Here is a 17,181-nt window from a genome sequence, read left to right on the forward strand (position 1 = left end):
CAGATTCGCAAACGTAGCGTGGCTCGTCTCAGTGTGCCAGCAGCACGGGGATTGTCATCGAAGTAAGGATGGTCTTGGTCACGCCGCCAAGCACGAGTTCGCGGAAGCGTCCGTGCCCGTACGCGCCCATGACCAGCAGGTCGGCTTGCACATCGGCGGCGCGCGACAATATCAGGTCGCCTATGGCAGCATCGCTCGTACCGGGTTCGCACTCGGTGCTGACGTCGGCGCCCACATCGCGCAGCACACGGCACGCGACTTCAAGTGGCGCCGCATCGGCGCGTGTGACGTGCTGGGTCGGATTGGCATGGAGCAGGTGCACCGTGCCACCTGCCAGCAGCGGCAATGCATCGTGCAGGGCACGGGCGCATTCCTTGCCGCCATCCCACGCCACCAGCGCGCGGCGGCCCACGGTCAGCGCCGGCCCAGCGTAGGGCACCACCAGGACGGGCCGACCCGACTCCAGAATGATCGATTCGAGAAACTGTGGCGCCACCACGGTCTCGGGTTCACTGGCATCGATTTGCCCAACCACCAGGAGTCCGGCCTCCTTGACTTCCCTGAGCGTCTGACGCACCGGGTCGCCATGCAGGCTGCGCCATTCCGCAGATGCCGACTCGCGCCATACCGTCGACTCGAATCGTTGCTGCAGCGTTTCGTGCTGGCGCTCACGCCGGGCCCGATCCTCCTGCAGAACGGTGGCGGCGTGCCCCACGTGATAGAACCACTGTGGATCGGCGGCAAACGTGGCACAAACGCCTATCAGGCGGCAACGCTGGGCGATGGCGATTTGCACGGCCAACTTCGCGCGGAGCATCGCGCGCGAGCTGGCGTCTATATGCACGAAGATGCTGGGATAGGCGAGCATGGCTTGATCTTCTGGCCTCTGCGGCGCGGCCGCCTAGTGGGAAATGAGCAGTGGCACTGGCGTGTTGTTCAGCAACGTGCGGGTCGTGCCGCCGATCATCAGCTCACCAAGCCTTGAATGGCCGTAGCCGCCAGCCACCAGCAGGTCGGCCGATTCCCGCAGCACCTTCTGCAGCAGGCAACCGGCGACCGATGACGATTCTTCCACCGCCAGCGTCGCACGGACACCGTGCGTGCCCAGCCAGCGCAGCAGTTCTCCGTCGCCGTGCTGCCAGAGCCCCTTGCTACCCATCACCACCACGAGGATCACGCGATTGGCGCGTTTTAGCAGCGGTAGCGCATCGCTGAGCGCGCGAGCTGCCTCGCGCCTGCCGTTCCACGCCACCACGGCGGTATTGATCGTCGACAGCCGCGCCTGGGCCGGTACCACTAGCAAAGGCCTCCCCGCGTTCACCAGCGCATACTCGGCGGCCGACGCCATCAAAACGGGCAGGTCGCTGGGCGCGCCCGGCAGGCCGGGCAGGATGATGTCGCTGGCCATGCCATGCGCGGCAAGCGCCCAGCCGGCATCCTGCTCCACCAGAAGGTGCATGTAATCAGTCGGCGTACCGTGGCGCGCGCAGGCATCGGAGAGCGCCTGCGTACCGGCCTGCTCCACACCGCGCAACATGTCGGCACGCATGGCCTGATAGCGCATTGCCTCCGAGCCCGCGCTGCGATACGGATCCAGCATCGGTCCGGTGGCGCTGAGTCCGATCACGCGCCCATTGGCGTTCGCCGCCAGGGTAAATGCCGCATCCAGCCGCGCCTGAGTCGCCCCATCGTCAGCCAGATCCACCAGTACTGTCTTGTAAGCCATCGCCATGCCCTCGTACGCTGTTGCACCGACTACAGTCAAAGGTAATCAGTGCAGGATTGCGACACTTGCGCCAGATCAAGTCATAGCGCGTAGCGGATGCGACGATCGATCTAACCCGCCGTTGCGCGGGTAAGCACGACAAGGAACGCTACATGGATGCCAGCATGCAGGCCATGATCTTCGACGGGCACACGCTCGACGCGCAGCGCGTGCCTGTGCCCACGCCAGGTGCCGGCCAGGTGCGCATCCGCGTGCTGGCCTGCGGGGTATGCCGCACGGACCTGCATGTGATCGACGGAGATCTTTCTCATCCAAAGCCGGCGCTGATCCCAGGCCACGAGATCGTGGGTCGCGTCGAAAAGCTGGGCGAAGGCGCGGCCGGGGTGGCCCTCGGCGACCGGGTGGGCGTGCCGTGGCTGGGCCATACCTGCGGCGTCTGTCGCTTCTGCGCCAGCGGGCGCGAGAACCTGTGCGACGCGCCGCTGTTCCACGGCTACACCTGCGACGGCGGCTACGCGGAATACGTGCTGGCAGACGCGCGTTATTGCTTCCCGATTCCAGACACCTACGATGACACGCAGGCCGCGCCATTGCTGTGCGCCGGCCTGATCGGCTACCGCACGCTGCGCATGGCTGGAGACGCGCAGCGCCTTGGCATCTACGGCTTTGGCGCGGCCGCGCACATTGTCACGCAGATCGCCGTGGCGCAGGGCCGCACGGTCTATGCCATGACAAGACCCGGCGATACTTCGGCGCAGGCGCTGGCCACTCAAGTCGGCGCGGTGTGGGCAGGCAGCAGCCTGGACCCGCCACCAGCCTTGCTGGACGCCGCCCTGATCTTTGCACCGGACGGCTCGCTGGTACCCGCTGCACTGGGAGCCACGGACAAGGGAGGCGTGGTCGTATGCGGCGGCATCCACATGAGCGATATTCCGTCGTTTCCGTATCGGCACCTTTGGGAAGAGCGGCGCATCGTATCCGTTGCCAACCTCACGCGCGAAGATGGTGTGGGGCTCATGAACGTGGCCGCAAGCCTTCCAATTCAGGTGCACACCACGGTTTATCCGCTGCGCGATGCCGACAAGGCGCTGGAAGACATGCGCGCAGGACGGCTTGTTGGCGCCGCAGTCCTTCGCATCTGATCGGGCGATGGCGCGGGGGCCCCGCACCACCGCACCGCTACTGCGGCAGCACCCGGATGTCGTCTACGACCTTCGTCGCGCCGGGAGCGCTCCACGCGGCGTTGAACGCCGCCTGACGTTCGGCCAGCGACGTGACATGCCCCGACAGGGTAACCACGCCATCCTTGACGACGACCTTCACATGTCGCGCATCTTGCGCTGCCTGACGGTGCAAGGCGTCCTCGATGCGCCGCTGCACGTCGGGCGCGCTGGTTCGGGGCCGCAGCACAATCTGATTCACGATGCCTCGCACACCATTGAGCAGGCGCACCGCATCGGCGGCGGCACGACGTTGATAGTCCCAGTCGACCTCGCCCGAAAGCGTCACCATGCCACGCTCCACTACCACGCCGAGTTGGCCAGCAGCCACGACTGAATTCCAGGACAAAGCGTTTTCGACGGCCCACGCGATATCGGCATCGGTTCGCACAACATCACCCGGCAGCACCACGTCCAATTCCACGGCAAGTGCGCGTACACCCGCCACGCGTCGCGCAGCCCGCTCGACGCAACGTTTGGCGTGGAATGAACGGGGATTCCCGCTGAGCGTGACGATGCCATCCTTCACCTGCACCCCCACCTCTCGTTCGTCGACTTCCGGGTCCCAGGCTAGCTCGTCAAGCACGTCCTGCTTTAGTTGAATATCGCTTTTCATCATTCCCTCCTTTGCCTATCCGCGTCCTGCCTCTCAGTGACTCTAGGCGTAACTCGACGGGCGGCTTTGCGTTGGCGCAAGGCCGCACCGGGCGCGGCGGCGCCCATTCCACGAGCAAGGGCGTGTCAGGTTTTCCTGACACGCCCCCAGAACAATCTGACCCGCCTCTCAGCCACGGCTGATTTCGGCCGAACCGGCCGTGATCAATACTTCAGGCAAATCGGGAGACACCGAATACTGACGCTGGCATGCAGCCAGCGAATCGACCAGCAAAAGGGGATGACATGCAGCACCAAGCAGTAGAATTTCGCACGGTCGTGCCTCCGCCCTACCCTGAACCCTACGCGCCAGCGCAGTTCATGGCCCAGACACCCAGATGTGTCCATTGCAGCCTGCGGCCGCTCTGCCTGGCGGCGGAACTCGACACCGATGACATGCCCCGACTCGAGTCGATCATCGGACGGTGGCGCACGGTGCATCGTGGAGACTACCTATTCCGCGTGGGCGACAAATTCCAGTGCCTCTATACGCTGCGCTCAGGATCGTTCAAGGTCGTAGCAGGCCACGAGGAAGGTGTCGAGCACGTCACGGGCTATCTGTTGCCGGGCGACATGCTCGGGCTAAGTGCCATCTCCAGTGACCAATACGATTGCGATGCCATTGCACTGGAAGACAGCACCGTGTGCGTGATCCCGTTCTTACCGCTGGAACAGCTTTGCCGCGACATGCGCGGCGTACAGCATCAATTGCACAAACTGCTGAGCCAGGAGATCGTGCGCGAATCCCGCCAGACCACGCTGCTGTCGGGCATGCCATCGGAGCGTCGGGTCGCGGCCTTCTTGCTCAACGTTTCGCGGCGCCTGCGCGCCAGGGGCTACTCGGCACATGCTTTCACACTCCGGATGACGCGCGAGGAAATTGGCAGCTACCTGGGCATCAAGCTGGAAACGGTCAGCCGTACGTTCTCGCGCTTCCAGCGCGAGGGGCTGATCCGCGTGGACGGCAAGAAAATCGAGATCTTCGATCTGGATGCGCTGGCGCAGGTCTGAGCGTCACGCAGCGCGCACGACCCACGCCGGCACGCCGCCGGCCCGGCGTGATCGAACTCGCCCACTAACGTGCCACAGCCGCACAGCGCCGTGGCTCTTGGTCTCGTGCTGGCCAAGCTCGAAGAATTATGCGCGCTACGCGCTAGTGCCGTGGCACCCACTCCAGATGTGGCATTCCAAGTAAATGCCGCGATTTTCGTTTCGCAACTTTATCGGGTGGCATTTACTTGTTTCTCCCCTACTCCAGCAAATACTTCTGCCGGTACTCGGGCATCGTCACTCGCCACTTCAGCTCGTGTTCGATGCGCTGGCGTAACGCGTCGCTGGCCGCTGGCTCGCCATGCACGACGAACGTCTGACGCGGCGGACACTCGAACCCCTTCAGCCAGGTCATCAACTCGTCGCTATCGGCATGGGCCGACAGATTCTCGATTTGAGCCACTTCGGCGCGGATGTCGATGTCCTTGCCATGCAGCCGGATTTGCTTGGCGCCACTGCACAGGCGAGCGCCGCGCGTGCCGGGAGCCTGGAATCCGGACAGCAGGATGGTGTTTCGCGGGTCCGGGCCGAACGCTTCCAGGTGGTGCACCACGCGCCCCCCAGTAGCCATACCGCTGCCTGCCAGGATGATCTTCGGACTGTGGTCCGAATTCAGGCGTATGGATTCCTCAGTGCTGGTCACGGCATTGGCCATGTTGCAAGCGCCCGCGCAGCTTGCCTCGTCAATGCGTAGTTCCGAGACATGGCGGGCAAAGATCGTCGTCGCCGCGATAGCCATGGGGCTGTTCAGATAAACGGGCACGTCCGGCAGCCGGCGCAACTGCCTGAGCCGGTACAGGCAGTACAGCAACGACTGCGCACGGCCTACTGCAAACGTCGGGATCACGAGCGTGCCGCCCCTGTCGATCGTGCGGCTGACGATGTCGCCCAGTGCGTCGATGGGATCCACGTCGGGATGACACCGGTCGCCGTATGTGGATTCCACGAACAGCCAGTCGGCACGTTTCAGGAAGGCGGGTGCGCGCATCACCGAGTCATTCAATCGCCCAAGATCGCCGGAGAACACCAGGCGCTGCCCGTCGATGTGCAAGGTAACACTGGACGCGCCGATGATGTGGCCGGCGTGACTGAACTCGGCATCGATGTCCGGGCCCACCGGTACGCGTGTGTCGAATCGCACTGCCTCCAGGCGATGCACCGCGCGCTCGGCATCGGCGCGCGTGTACAGCGGCATTGCCGGATCGTGACGCGAGAACCCTCTTCGGTTTGCATACGCCGCGTCCTCCTCGGCCAGCGCCGCGCAGTCGGGAAGCAATACGCCGCACAATTGCGCGGTACCCAGCGTGCAGTACACGCGCCCGCGGAATCCGTTGCGGATCAGCAGAGGCAGGTAGCCACTGTGATCGATGTGCGCGTGGGTCAGCACCACCGCGTGCAAGCTGGCGGGATCCACCGGCAGCGCATCCCAGTTACGCAGGCGCAGGGCTTTGAATCCCTGAAACAGGCCGCAATCCACCATCACGCGGACGCGTCCCGTATCCACGACGTACTTGGAGCCAGTCACCGTATCGGTGGCGCCCAGACATTGCACTTTCATCGATATCTCCCTGTCCATGCCGCGCCATCGCCAACCGGATGCCTTGCGGTGCGCACAGCGCGCAGCAGTATTTTCAGCATGGATCGCACGCAGGGCGGTAGCTTGATTTCCATCAACGTCCGGGCACTTCGCATCCAGAAATGCCTGCGCCGCACATTCGCAGCGGCGATGGCTGTGATCCATGTCCTGCACACTGATCGCCACGCTGAACCTGGTGGGTTCCCCGCTGCTGCATACTCACCAAGCCAGCCTCTCGGCGAGCGCTGCAGGGGAACTGGGCGCCCGTGAAGGCGATGCGGTCGAGGTCACGCACGCGCCAGCCCTGGAATCAATGTGCGCAGTCCGCGCAAAGATTCATGGCTTGGTCATCGACGACGCACAACTGGCCGGCATCGTCACGGACATTGCTGGCGAGCGTTACACGGAAATGCAGATCGCGGCCTTCCTTGCGGCCTGCGCGGGCGGCAGAATGAACGAGCAGGAAGTTATCGGCTTGACCCGCGCGATGATCGGCACAGGGGAGCAATTGCGCTGGGACCGCGGGGTGGTGGCCGACAAGCATTGCGTGGGCGGGCTGCCGGGCAATCGCACAACGCCAATCATCGGGGCAATTGTGGCCGCCGCCGGGCTGACAATTCCCAAGACCTCCTCACGCGCGATCGCATCTCCAGCGGGCACGGCGGACACCACGGAAACCCTGACGCGAGTGACACTGGACGTGCACGAGCTGCGGCGCGTCGTGGGACGCACGGGTGCCGCGCTCGCGTGGGGCGGCGCATTGAACCTGAGTCCGTCCGACGACGTGATGATTCGTGTGGAACGGGCCCTGGATATAGACAGCGACGCCCAGTTGATTGCGTCGATCCTGTCGAAGAAGGTGGCTGCCGGGGCCACGCATGTGCTGATCGATGTCCCCGTGGGGCCCACGGCCAAGGTGCGTTCCGAAGCCGACCTGTTGCGCCTGGAATCCTTAATGCAACGCGTGGCGGCGGCGTTCGGACTGCACGTGATGATGGTGCATACCGACGGAGCCCAGCCAGTTGGTCGTGGCATCGGTCCGGCGCTGGAGGCCCAGAACGGCCACGAGCGGCCCTTCGGCAATAGGCATCTGTTCGGCTGCTGCCAGTCCCTGGCCCGCCGTTGCAGGACATCCGATCCGGCGGCTTCGTGTCCCGTGCGGACGTCGAAGCAGAAAGCAACATGGCGCTGCTTCTTGCTGCTATCGGACCACTTGAGCTTTGGGGAACTGCCAGCTTCCTTTCAGGATTTCCTGGCGCGGTCGGTACATCCGTGCGGTGTAGTTCCAGCCCTCGACGATGGGCAGGCAGTTCGGGATCTTGCCGTCGCATCCGCCGAACTGGACAGTCACCGAACCATCCGCGTTCTTCTTGGCCGTGACGTCATTGACCGAGTAGGCGTTGTAGTTGTTCTTCTCGAAGAAGCCCTTGGCGTTGTACAGGCTGACCGACCAGAACGCATCCACCGGAACGTTGCGTGGCACCGTCAGTTTGTAGATGGTCTTGCCATCGTTCTTTTCTGGCGTGAAGCTGGCGTAGCTCGCGTCCTTGTCCGGATTGCCGCCCCAGCCGGCGGCCGTGCCGATCAGGTGGTGGATGGGGTCGACCTGATCCTTCCTGCCGAAGGAGCGGTCGAAGCCCGAGTGCTTGGCCAGGGCGAGCAGGATGTTGCGAACCTCCTTCAAGCTGGATTCATCCCAGTTGGGCAACTCGAGCTTGCCGGTGTTCTTTTGGTCAAGCTTGATCGCGTCCTGCAGTTTGTGGACCGCCTCAAGGTCCTTGGGGTCCGCGGGATCCACCAGGGTGCGGACGGCCACGAAGGCATACCGCGTTCCCATGTTCTTCTGCGTGATCGCGCGTGGCTTGTTGTCGTACGCGACGAACTGCACGTAATGGTCTTCATTGAGCACCATCAGCGACATGAAGCGCTTGCCCGCGTTGGGCAGGGTGACTGTGGCGGGACCGGCCGCCAAGTCCAGAACCGCGAACGAATAGAGCGTGTCGCGGTTCATCCGGATGACGGTCTGGTTCTCGACTGAGGCAGGTTCCCGCGAATGATGGAACTTGCCGAGTCCACCGGCCACCTTGGCATTGCTTGCCAGGTAATTGTCCGTCTCCGCGCGGGTGAAGTTGTCGACCGTCACCGGAACGCTGCCCTGCGCCAGAGCGGCGCCGGACAGAACGGAAGTCAGAGCGCCTGCGGCAACCGTCGCAAGTACGGTTCGAATAAAGTCGAATGGCATGGGACGGATGAGACGGATGGGTGAAGACAGTCCGATAGTGGCAGACAAATGCATCAATAAGCAAGTCGTGGACACTCGATCCGACCGTACCATCTTCGGCGGCGATCTCGACACCGCAGGCGACCTCGAGCCAATAACCGGTTTGCAGCGGAGAGGTGCCGTTCTGGCCCGGCTCGAAGAAGTTCGGCAACGGATCGGTGACGCGCCGATGGCGTCCAGCCCGCCCGGCTGGAGCGGTTTGGCCAACCCGGCTCCGCGCCAGTTGAGCCCGCCGGCTCGCTGCCCGCCGCGTCGAGCCGGCTCTGGCGCGCCATGTCGACTGACCCGGCCCAGGACCAGATCGTGCTGCAGACCAGCCCGGACATAGGAATGTTCAGCGTCAACGCGTATCCGGTGGATGCCACCCAGCCCGTGCAGGCCTATTCCCTGCAAGGTTGCGGCGCCGTGACCCCGTTGTTCGATATGGTAATCATGTCCGGCGGCGGCTTGTTTTATGGGTATGACTGCGGAGGCGGCCTTGTCCAGTCGGGCTATGCCGGCGGCACCATACTGGGGGGCTCGGCGGGTACGCCATTGATCAGCCTGGCCATGATGCCGGACGGTTCGTCGCTGGCCATCGGCACCGACGGTTTTCGTTACCAAGGGGTATGGGCCTGGCCGTGGTTGACGCAGGCGGGCGCCGCGGGTTTTGGCGGGGTGAACTCCGGAATCATCCTGCCCGCCATGACCGCCAATAGCGCCATCTCGGTCGCATGGGACGCTTCGACTGCCATCACCCGATACGTCGCCGACAGCAGCGTCCAAAACATTTACATGGGCGGGGTTGCATTTGCCCGAAAGGCCGACGCCGCCAGCTTCGTGGAAGTCGACGGAGCCGGGCGGTTCACGATCTACCGGCTCAATCCTGGCACGACGGTGGTGAGCTCGACGAAGCCTCTCGCAGGCCCCGCTGGAAGCAGCGTCCCCACCGACTTCGCCGCCGCTGTCGACGCCAACGGCAAGGTGCGTCTCATTGTCCGGATGCCGAATGGATCGACCTGGGTGTACGACGAGCCCTGAGGCAATAGCAAACAGTGCCTGGCGACCGCCGGGCACTCCTCTCTGACCATGTACTAAGTCAGTTCGAACCAAAGCCCGCCGACCGCTCCCGGACAAAGATCGGCCATTCACATTTGAATGGCCGATGACTCAGAAGGGTCGATCAGAGACTATTCAGTCTGCCTGCATGGCGCCCGCACAGTTTGCGCCTCACGCGTCGCCACGGCCGTCCGGTGGCTCCACTCATGAATCCTGTTGTTCAAGCGCCCGCCAGTGATTTGACCAGTTCGTCGAACACCAGTCGCACGCGAGGCGCTACAGGGCCACGTTGGGGCCGGTAGACATAGAGGTCCCACGGACTTGGCTCGAGAGGTTGCATCACGCGCACCAGGCGTCCCGCAGCGATGTGTTCATCGGCCATGAACCCCGCAATCTGGCCAAATGCCAGGCCGGACAGCACCGCATCCAGTTCCGCTTCTGAATCATTGCTGGCGAACGTTGGCGCTGATGGCGTGTACTTGCGTCCCTGCGAGAACATCCATGGCCACGGGCGGCCTGTCGACAAGTCGTTCATGACCGTCGTTGGCAGTGTTTCGAGATCGTGGATGTGCATCGGCGTCCCCCTTCGATCGATCAGGGCGGGCGCGGCAACTACATAAAACCCATGCGCATTGACCTTGCGCGCAACGAACCGGTTGTCTCGCACGGGCCCGAACCGCACGCCAATGTCGATACGTTCGTCCACGACATCAGCGGGCGTGTCGCTCAGACTGAGGTCAATGCGCAGACCGGGATGTGCAATGGCCATGGTTGAGAGCGGTGGGAGCAATCCGATCCGACCCAGCGCTTTCGGCGCGGTAATGCGAACAATGCCAGCGTAGTCCTTGTCCTTGCTGGCTTCGCTTGGGGAGAACATCGCATCGATCAACGCCAGCCGCTCCCGCGCAGTCTGGGCGAGTGCCTCACCGAACGCCGTGATGCGAATATGGCGCGTATTCCGGTGAAACAGCAGCTCTCCCTGCAATCGTTCGAGCTCCTGGACTGCACGCGTCACGGCCTGAGGCGAAATGCCCAGACGGATGGCGCCATCCTTGAAGCTGCCGGCTTCGGCGGCCGCCACAAATATCCGCAACATCTCCAATCGGTTCAGCATCCCAATGCTTCCTATTTATGGAATTCTGAAAGCATATCATTTCCATTTTCTGAAATCGTTGGGTCGCCGATACTGCCCTCATCGCTTCAGTTCTTACGCAAAGGAGATGACATGAGCGCGAACATCGAAGGTAAGGTCGTTGTAATCACCGGCGCAAGCAGTGGTCTGGGGGAAGCCACCGCCCGGCACCTGGCAGCGCGGGGTGCGGCAGTCGTCCTGGCTGCGCGCCGGGTGGATCGCCTGAATGCCATTGCAGCGGAATTGCGTGCGGCCGGCGGGAGGGCCGAGGTTGTGGAGACCGACGTGACCAGGCAGGACGACATGCGCAAGCTGATCGACAGCGCCGTAAGCGCCTTCGGGAAAGTCGACGTGCTCGTCAACAACGCCGGCCTGATGTCGATCGCCCCGCTCAGCGAGACCAAGGTTGATGAGTGGGATCGAATGATCGACATCAACATCAAGGGCGTTCTCTACGGCATCGCCGCCGCACTTCCCGTCTTCCAGAAACAAGGCAGCGGCCACTTCATCAACATTGCATCGGTGGCCGGCATCAAGGTGTTCAGCCCTGGCGGAACGGTCTACAGCGGCACCAAGTTTGCGGTGCGAGCCATCTCCGAAGGCTTGCGCCACGAAGTGGGCGGTGCGATCCGCACCACAACGATCGCACCCGGTGCGGTGGACTCGGAACTGAAGCAAGGCAGCAGCCACGAGGAAAGCGCCGCGTTTGTGAAGGACTTCTACAAGATGGCCATTCCCGCCGACGCCGTCGCTCGCGCGATCACTTACGCCATCGAGCAACCGGCAGACGTGGATATCAACGAGATCGTCCTGCGACCGACCCAGCAGGAGTTCTAAGCCAGCGCCACTGGCGGGTGGTCTGCGGCGACGCGCAGCCACCCGCCAGCCACTCGATGGTTCAGAGACTTCGCTGGCTGTTCTCCACGGGGATCGTGAAACAGAAAGTCGTACCACTGGGATTGCTGTCTGTAACCCAGATGCGCCCTCCATGCGCCTCGACGATTGCTTTGGAAATGGTTAGTCCTAAGCCCATTCCTTCTGACTTGGAAGAGCAAAACGCATCGAAGAGTGATGTTGAAATGCTGCTGCTGATTCCAGCTCCGGTATCACCTACTTCGAACTGAACAAAATCTGGATCGGTCGCATGGACCGCGACGGACAGCTCGCGCCTCATATCAGATGGCGAGCCTTCTATGGCATGAAGGCCATTTGCCAAAAGATTCCCAAGAACTTGTTGAATCTGAATTCTGTCTGCGAAAACCTCGAGATGCGGATCGATTGTCTTCATGATCCGTATGCCTTTGGCGGCCAATTCAGGGCCAAGGAAAAATAGTACCGCCTCAACGATCTCGTTCGCACTATTCATTGCAGGACGCACTGGCGCTCTCATGATGAACGTCCGAAGCTTCTGTGACACCTCGCTGGTCTTGGTCGCCCATCGCGCTGCGGCTTGAAGCGCCGACGAAGCTTCCGCAATATTCGGCTCGGATCGGTCGATCCAGCTGATTGCGGCATCGATGGAGAGCAGGGTCGACGACAGCGGCTGGCTTACCTCATGCAGTACGGACGCCGCTAACTGACCTACAAGCGAGATCCGCGCGGTATGAGCCATTTCAGCTCGTAGCGCCTGAAGCCGATCGGAGTTCTGCTTGTACTCGGTGACATCAAAAGCGTAAAAATGTAGCCGTCGGTACTTGTCGTCTTCCTCCGGCAACGAGCATCGCCACACAATGGGTACCGTTCTTCCGTCGAAGGTCTTCAGAACTCGCTCGCCCTGACAGCTTTTGGCACCGTCGAAGATTGCCTGCAATACCTGCGCGTTGCTGGGTCGACTTGCCGGCAGTAAAGATCGAGCCGCATCAAAGAACTCGTGCCGGGAACTTGCACCGAACAGTTCGATCGTCGCGTCGTTCGCGTCGACGAACGAATGCCGAAGACGAAGCTGCTCAATGACGTCTGGATGCTCATCCAAAAAGGCAGCAAGATCCGTGACGCCAGCGGCCTTGATGCCATCGACCCACTGCTTTAGTGGATACCAGTCCTCAATCAGAATGGGGATGGGTGCGAAGCGAAACGACTCTTCCGAAGAGACCATGGTTGCTTGATGATGCGCAGGGAGCGCCTAAGATGAATCGGAACTCCATCTATCTCTTTACAGCGATCAGACAACTCGTCTTCAATACGGAGACGGCCGCGTAGCGGCTCCATGTCGAACGGCATTGCGCGTTGGCCGATTGCTCTCGGCGTATCCTCGTACAGCCTACCCCGCAGGGGTTAGGCCATCGGCCTCAATTGTGCTGCTGCCTTCGATGGCGTTGACTCTGTTGTTGCTGCGCCGGCCCGTTGTGGATGGGGCTGCCGACCTGATGGCTAGGGTGCTGCCGGATCGGCAACAATGCCCAACATGCGTGCTTGGAGAACGAACTCCGCGAGCGACTTGGCGCCCATTTTCTTCATGGCCTGCGCCCGGTGAAACTTGATCGTGACTTCGTTAAGATCAAGTTTCCCAGCAATTTGCTTGTTCAGTAGCCCCTTCACGACGTACGCCATGACCTCTTTTTCGCGCGATGACAGGGCGGTGTAGTTCGTGTGCAGCGACTCTTCGGCGCGCGCCGTCTCGATCCGCCTGGCATGGTTATTCAAGGCGTTGGCGACCGCATCGAGCATGTCCTGATCCCTGAAGGGCTTCGCCAGGAAATCGACGGCTCCCGCTTTCATCGCTTGCACCGACATAGCGATATCGCCGTGCGCGGTCATAAAGATGATAGGAATGTCCAGTTTCGCGTCTAGAAATTGCTCTTGGACAGCCAATCCGCTGTGCCCTTTAAGCCGGACGTCCAGGATCACACAACTCGGGCCTTCCGGTTTGAGAAACTTGAAAAACGCCGGGGCAGACTCGAATGATTCGACCTTGTACCCGTTCGCGCGCAGCAACATGGACAAGGCTCTGCGCATGGACTCGTCATCTTCTATGACGTAGACATGGGCATTGGTCTGCTTCTCGAACACGAGATTCTTCATAACGTCGTTTCCTTTCGCCGACGCAGTTCCAAATGGAAAACAGCGCCTTGCGGATCGCCTCGCTCAGCCCAGATGCGACCCCCGTGCGCCTCAACAATCGAGCGACAGATCGAGAGGCCCATCCCAAGCCCGCTCTCCTTCGTTGTAAAAAAGGCGGCGAAGATACGATCGATGTCACCGTCACGGAATCCTGGACCGCTGTCGGACACATCGATCTGCACAGCGTTTCCCTGTATAAATGCACGAATTTCCAGCCGCCTTCTTGGAGACTTCGCCTCTGCCATGGCTTGCACGGCATTAAGAAGCAGGTTGACAATAACCTGCTGGAGCTGAATTGGGTCGCCGTCTACTGCGACATCCGTTGGGGGAGCGTTGACCTGAAGTTCCACTAGTGCAGCGCGGCACTCCCGTGCCACCAACCGAACCGCATCATTGATCAGTGCATCGACCTGCAAGGGCATGCGCTGCGGTTCGCGCTTCTGCGCCATAGCCCGAATCTGTTTGACAATCTCCGCCGAGCGTTCGGCATCAAGAAGAATCTGCTCTATTGCGACCTTCGCTTCCCCAACTTCTGGGACCGGACGATCCAGCCAGCAAAGCGCTGTATCTCCGCAAGTCATGATCGCAGCAAGCGGCTGAGTCACTTCGTGCGCAATAGTTGTAGCCAAGCCACCGAGGGTAGTCAAGCGCATCACATGTGCAAGCTCGGTCATCGACTTTTGAAGTGCCTCCTGGCCGGTGACCACAGCCGTAATGTCCATCAAAGCCCCTACGTACTCGAGGTCGGGTGTGGCGCCAAGGGCGTTAAGCCGGGCAACAAACCTTACATGCTTGATTTCACCGTTGGGCATGACCAGTCTGTAGATGCCGTCCACCACAGGCTTACCGTCGCGAATAGCCTGGTCCAGACCTTTTACCAATTCAACATCGTCAGGATGAGTACGTTCCAGGACAACATCAACACTGGGTTGCGTGCCAGGACTGACGCCAAGGATTCGAAAGCACTCTTGAGACCAATGCATGACGCGTGAATTTGCGTAGCGCATGACACTACCGGTCTTGCTTAGACGCTCGGCTTCGGCTGCATACGCATGATTCCGCTCCAGCTCGGACTCTGAACGACGCCTTGCAGTAACGTTATTGTTCGTGGCCATGACAGCAACGGGCCGTCCCTTGGCGTCCTTCCAAAGACCGATACGCGTTTCGACGACGAGACTTGATCCATCGCGATGCTTGCGACCCACCTCTCCCTCCCATCTGCCATCGCGCATCAATTCGGTGTACAGGGATCCACGTGACAGCGGAAATTGAGTCTCGGTAAGAACGTGGAAATCTTTTCCAATCGCCTCGTCAGCATTCCAACCGTATAGCGCTTCCGCGCCTTTGTTCCAAAACCTCACGATTCCATTCAAATCGTGGACAACAATCGCGTCATGGGTAAGATCCAGCAATTGCACGTACTCTCGAAGCGCATCGCTTGTGCAGATATGTCTGATGGATAAGGCCGTCGCTGTTGCGAGCGCGAACAGGCTGACCGCACATCGGGCCAATGCGCTGCCGGTAAAATTCGGCTCATGAGAAAGGAGCAGTGCGATGAGAGTCAATAATCCGCAAGCGCCGGCCGCAAAGCTCGTAGCATGAAATGAGCCTGTCGCGGCAACGAGTTGCACCACCAGCACATATAGAACCGCGATCGCGACGTGATAGTCAGTGAATGCGTCGAACGCGAATACGTTGAGAGCCAGCACAACCGCGGCCAACGAATATGCTCGAGAGCGCCAAATAGTCGACGCAGGCTTGCCCGGCCCTCCAACGCGGAGATGCAGACCATACGGACTGAACGGCAACTCAAAGCGATGGATTTCTGACATACGCGAGCCCGATCGTAATCACAGCGAGTTACTGGAGGAAGCAATTGCCGCCACCTCCTGCAGATGGGAGCGAAAGTCAGCACCTTTCACCGGCTTGCAAAGAAAAGCCACCGCTCCAAGCTCCAGTGCTTCGGTCCGAATGTCGTCGGTACAGAACGCAGAGATGCAGATTACTGGCGCCGAGCAGTTGCGTGCATTCAGCTCCTTCATCAACTCTATGCCGGTCATCTCCGGCATCTGCACATCGGTGATGATGCATGCGACGTTGGCTTCCTCACCGCTGTCCAAGAATGAAGGTGCGGACTCAAAAACCTTGGCGTTCCATCCTATGGAACGCGCGAACAACGTTAGGGCATTTCTCAATGACTCGTCATCATCGATAACCGCCACAGTCAGGCCTTTCTCCACGCAGAAACCTCCCATCGGGGTGGACGGCGCCCATGCTACGCGGCAGCCGACGGCAAAAATACTATGCGAAAGTATAAATGGGCTGTGCTTTAGAGAAACGGCATTGCACTCTCAAGATCAACTTCCGTGGCACCTCCGGCGTGCTGGCAGAGTCGGCCAGAACCCTTACTCTGAAGCCCGAATCGTTGTCTTCTCGATCAGTATGATTGCCAATAAGTCCCCGACTTGAGTTGCGGCGCACCTGGCCCGATGACTACTCTTCCCGGGATGGCTGCGTTCTTGCGAGATTGTCAACAGGTCGAGATCGATGTCGGCGGCAACCTCACCTCCACCTCCAATCCAGATGACGTTTTGAGAATAGCTCTTGACTAGTCTTTGGACGGCTTTGCGACGTTTCAACGAAAGGGAAATCGCCCTTTCCTTCCCTCGGATATCTCCCGGTATTTTTGGTCCTTTCTGGCATGGCCTCTGCAACTATCTTTGGTATAGCGCCGTTTATCCTTTAAATATCGCCCCATAAAAAACTTTATTAATCAGTACGTTGCACACACCCTATAAGCGAAGGATAAACCGGACCATACCTCGGTATAGCACCTTCATGCGAATCTTGTTGCAAGAATATACCTGTCGTCTACAACGTTCCTTCACGGTACCGAACCGGTTTCATGTCGAATATGACTGCCTACAAATCTGGTACCGATGGCAACGAAATGCACTGAGAAATGCATGGATTAACTAGCCATCATTCCGACAGTAGTGAATCAGTGCGCCCATTGAAAATCGCACCAAGGAAATCACGATGAAAGCGCCGAAGGTAGGAATTCTGCTTGCAATCGCTTGTGCAATGCCCGCGCTGTCGATTGCACAAGAGAATCAAAATGGGGTGACTCGACAGAAGGTCCGTGCCGAACTTATCGAATTGGAGAAGGCGGGATACGATCCGCATAGGGTAGACGACGCCACATTCCCGGCAGATCTTCAGGCTGCCGAAGCGAAAGTTGCTGCCCAACACCAGCAGCAAACGTCCAGCACGACCACACCATCGCCACCGACACCCCGATAGCGCGATAGCGCGCACCGCCGCGGCCAACGGCCCTTCGTCCGCCGTTGGCAGGCATCGCCAGACCTTCGAAATCCGGAAGCCTCGTTATTTCATTTATGCAACGATGATTTGCGATCGATTCTATTTCGAAATGATGCGCGC

The 17,181-nt window shown here is 60.5% G+C and carries 15 protein-coding genes and 2 pseudogenes; 6 read left to right on the forward strand and 11 right to left on the reverse strand.

What is annotated here, in order from left to right:
- Nucleotides 1-28 precede the first annotated feature (28 nt).
- Nucleotides 29-868, reverse strand: coding sequence for a universal stress protein (locus tag ABDB81_RS27580; RefSeq protein ID WP_137927409.1), 840 nt, complete (start codon nucleotides 866-868; stop codon nucleotides 29-31).
- Between the two features lie 33 nt (nucleotides 869-901).
- Nucleotides 902-1,726, reverse strand: a complete 825-nt coding sequence (locus tag ABDB81_RS27585) for a universal stress protein (RefSeq protein WP_137927408.1) — start codon at nucleotides 1,724-1,726, stop codon at nucleotides 902-904.
- 152 nt (nucleotides 1,727-1,878) lie between these two features.
- Between ABDB81_RS27585 and ABDB81_RS27590 the strand changes: the two genes are divergently transcribed.
- Nucleotides 1,879-2,868: a zinc-dependent alcohol dehydrogenase family protein gene (locus ABDB81_RS27590; protein WP_346814120.1), complete on the forward strand. Its 990-nt coding sequence runs from the start codon at nucleotides 1,879-1,881 to the stop codon at nucleotides 2,866-2,868.
- Nucleotides 2,869-2,905: 37 nt separating this feature from the next.
- Here ABDB81_RS27590 and ABDB81_RS27595 read toward each other — a convergent pair whose 3' ends face one another.
- Nucleotides 2,906-3,562 carry a BON domain-containing protein gene (locus tag ABDB81_RS27595; protein WP_346814121.1) on the reverse strand — a complete coding sequence of 219 codons (657 nt, stop codon included), beginning with the start codon at nucleotides 3,560-3,562 and terminating at the stop codon, nucleotides 2,906-2,908.
- 284 nt (nucleotides 3,563-3,846) lie between these two features.
- Here ABDB81_RS27595 and ABDB81_RS27600 point away from each other — a divergent pair, with 284 nt between their 5' ends.
- Nucleotides 3,847-4,611 carry a helix-turn-helix domain-containing protein gene (locus ABDB81_RS27600; RefSeq protein ID WP_137927406.1) on the forward strand — a complete coding sequence of 255 codons (765 nt, stop codon included), beginning with the start codon at nucleotides 3,847-3,849 and terminating at the stop codon, nucleotides 4,609-4,611.
- Between the two features lie 238 nt (nucleotides 4,612-4,849).
- Here the strand turns inward: ABDB81_RS27600 and ABDB81_RS27605 are convergent, their stop codons facing one another.
- A complete protein-coding gene (locus ABDB81_RS27605; RefSeq protein ID WP_346814122.1) occupies nucleotides 4,850-6,208 on the reverse strand; it encodes an MBL fold metallo-hydrolase in 1,359 nt (452 codons plus the stop codon).
- A 190-nt stretch (nucleotides 6,209-6,398) separates the two neighbouring features.
- Here ABDB81_RS27605 and ABDB81_RS27610 point away from each other — a divergent pair.
- A pseudogene (locus ABDB81_RS27610) lies at nucleotides 6,399-7,280 on the forward strand (thymidine phosphorylase); the annotation flags it as partial.
- 147 nt (nucleotides 7,281-7,427) lie between these two features.
- On the opposite strand, the gene ABDB81_RS27615 reads toward ABDB81_RS27610, so the two are convergent.
- Complete coding sequence (locus ABDB81_RS27615) at nucleotides 7,428-8,468, reverse strand: DUF1254 domain-containing protein (RefSeq protein ID WP_137927431.1); 1,041 nt, start codon at nucleotides 8,466-8,468, stop codon at nucleotides 7,428-7,430.
- A 312-nt stretch (nucleotides 8,469-8,780) separates the two neighbouring features.
- On the opposite strand from ABDB81_RS27615, the gene ABDB81_RS27620 reads away from it, so the two are divergent.
- Nucleotides 8,781-9,527 carry a hypothetical protein gene (locus ABDB81_RS27620; RefSeq protein WP_137927404.1) on the forward strand — a complete coding sequence of 249 codons (747 nt, stop codon included), beginning with the start codon at nucleotides 8,781-8,783 and terminating at the stop codon, nucleotides 9,525-9,527.
- A gap of 238 nt (nucleotides 9,528-9,765) precedes the next feature.
- Here ABDB81_RS27620 and ABDB81_RS27625 read toward each other — a convergent pair whose 3' ends face one another.
- Nucleotides 9,766-10,659 (reverse strand): LysR family transcriptional regulator, encoded by an 894-nt coding sequence (locus tag ABDB81_RS27625; protein WP_346814123.1) that lies wholly within the window; start codon nucleotides 10,657-10,659, stop codon nucleotides 9,766-9,768.
- Between the two features lie 111 nt (nucleotides 10,660-10,770).
- On the opposite strand from ABDB81_RS27625, the gene ABDB81_RS27630 reads away from it, so the two are divergent.
- The gene (locus tag ABDB81_RS27630; RefSeq protein ID WP_137927402.1) at nucleotides 10,771-11,514 is read left to right on the forward strand and encodes an SDR family oxidoreductase; all 744 of its coding nucleotides are present in this window, start codon (nucleotides 10,771-10,773) and stop codon (nucleotides 11,512-11,514) included.
- Nucleotides 11,515-11,575: 61 nt separating this feature from the next.
- Here the strand turns inward: ABDB81_RS27630 and ABDB81_RS27635 are convergent, their stop codons facing one another.
- From ABDB81_RS27635 to ABDB81_RS27650, 4 genes are all read right to left on the reverse strand, one after another.
- Nucleotides 11,576-12,772 carry an ATP-binding protein gene (locus ABDB81_RS27635; RefSeq protein WP_346814124.1) on the reverse strand — a complete coding sequence of 399 codons (1,197 nt, stop codon included), beginning with the start codon at nucleotides 12,770-12,772 and terminating at the stop codon, nucleotides 11,576-11,578.
- A 275-nt stretch (nucleotides 12,773-13,047) separates the two neighbouring features.
- The gene (locus ABDB81_RS27640) at nucleotides 13,048-13,698 is read right to left on the reverse strand and encodes a response regulator (protein WP_137927400.1); all 651 of its coding nucleotides are present in this window, start codon (nucleotides 13,696-13,698) and stop codon (nucleotides 13,048-13,050) included.
- Nucleotides 13,695-15,458: an ATP-binding protein gene (locus tag ABDB81_RS27645; protein ID WP_346814125.1), complete on the reverse strand. Its 1,764-nt coding sequence runs from the start codon at nucleotides 15,456-15,458 to the stop codon at nucleotides 13,695-13,697. The genes ABDB81_RS27640 and ABDB81_RS27645 overlap by 4 nt, the downstream gene beginning before the upstream one ends.
- A 129-nt stretch (nucleotides 15,459-15,587) precedes the next feature.
- Entirely contained in the window at nucleotides 15,588-15,977 is a 390-nt protein-coding gene (locus ABDB81_RS27650) for a response regulator (RefSeq protein ID WP_249359628.1), read from the reverse strand.
- Nucleotides 15,978-16,821: 844 nt separating this feature from the next.
- Here ABDB81_RS27650 and ABDB81_RS27655 point away from each other — a divergent pair.
- A pseudogene (locus tag ABDB81_RS27655) lies at nucleotides 16,822-16,887 on the forward strand (hypothetical protein); the annotation flags it as partial.
- Between the two features lies 1 nt (nucleotide 16,888).
- Here ABDB81_RS27655 and ABDB81_RS27660 read toward each other — a convergent pair.
- Nucleotides 16,889-17,181: hypothetical protein (locus ABDB81_RS27660; RefSeq protein ID WP_346814126.1), on the reverse strand; the 293-nt coding region annotated here is incomplete at its 5' end.

Origin of the sequence: Cupriavidus sp. DL-D2, from assembly GCF_039710735.1 — a bacterium.
Lineage (GTDB): Bacteria > Pseudomonadota > Gammaproteobacteria > Burkholderiales > Burkholderiaceae > Cupriavidus.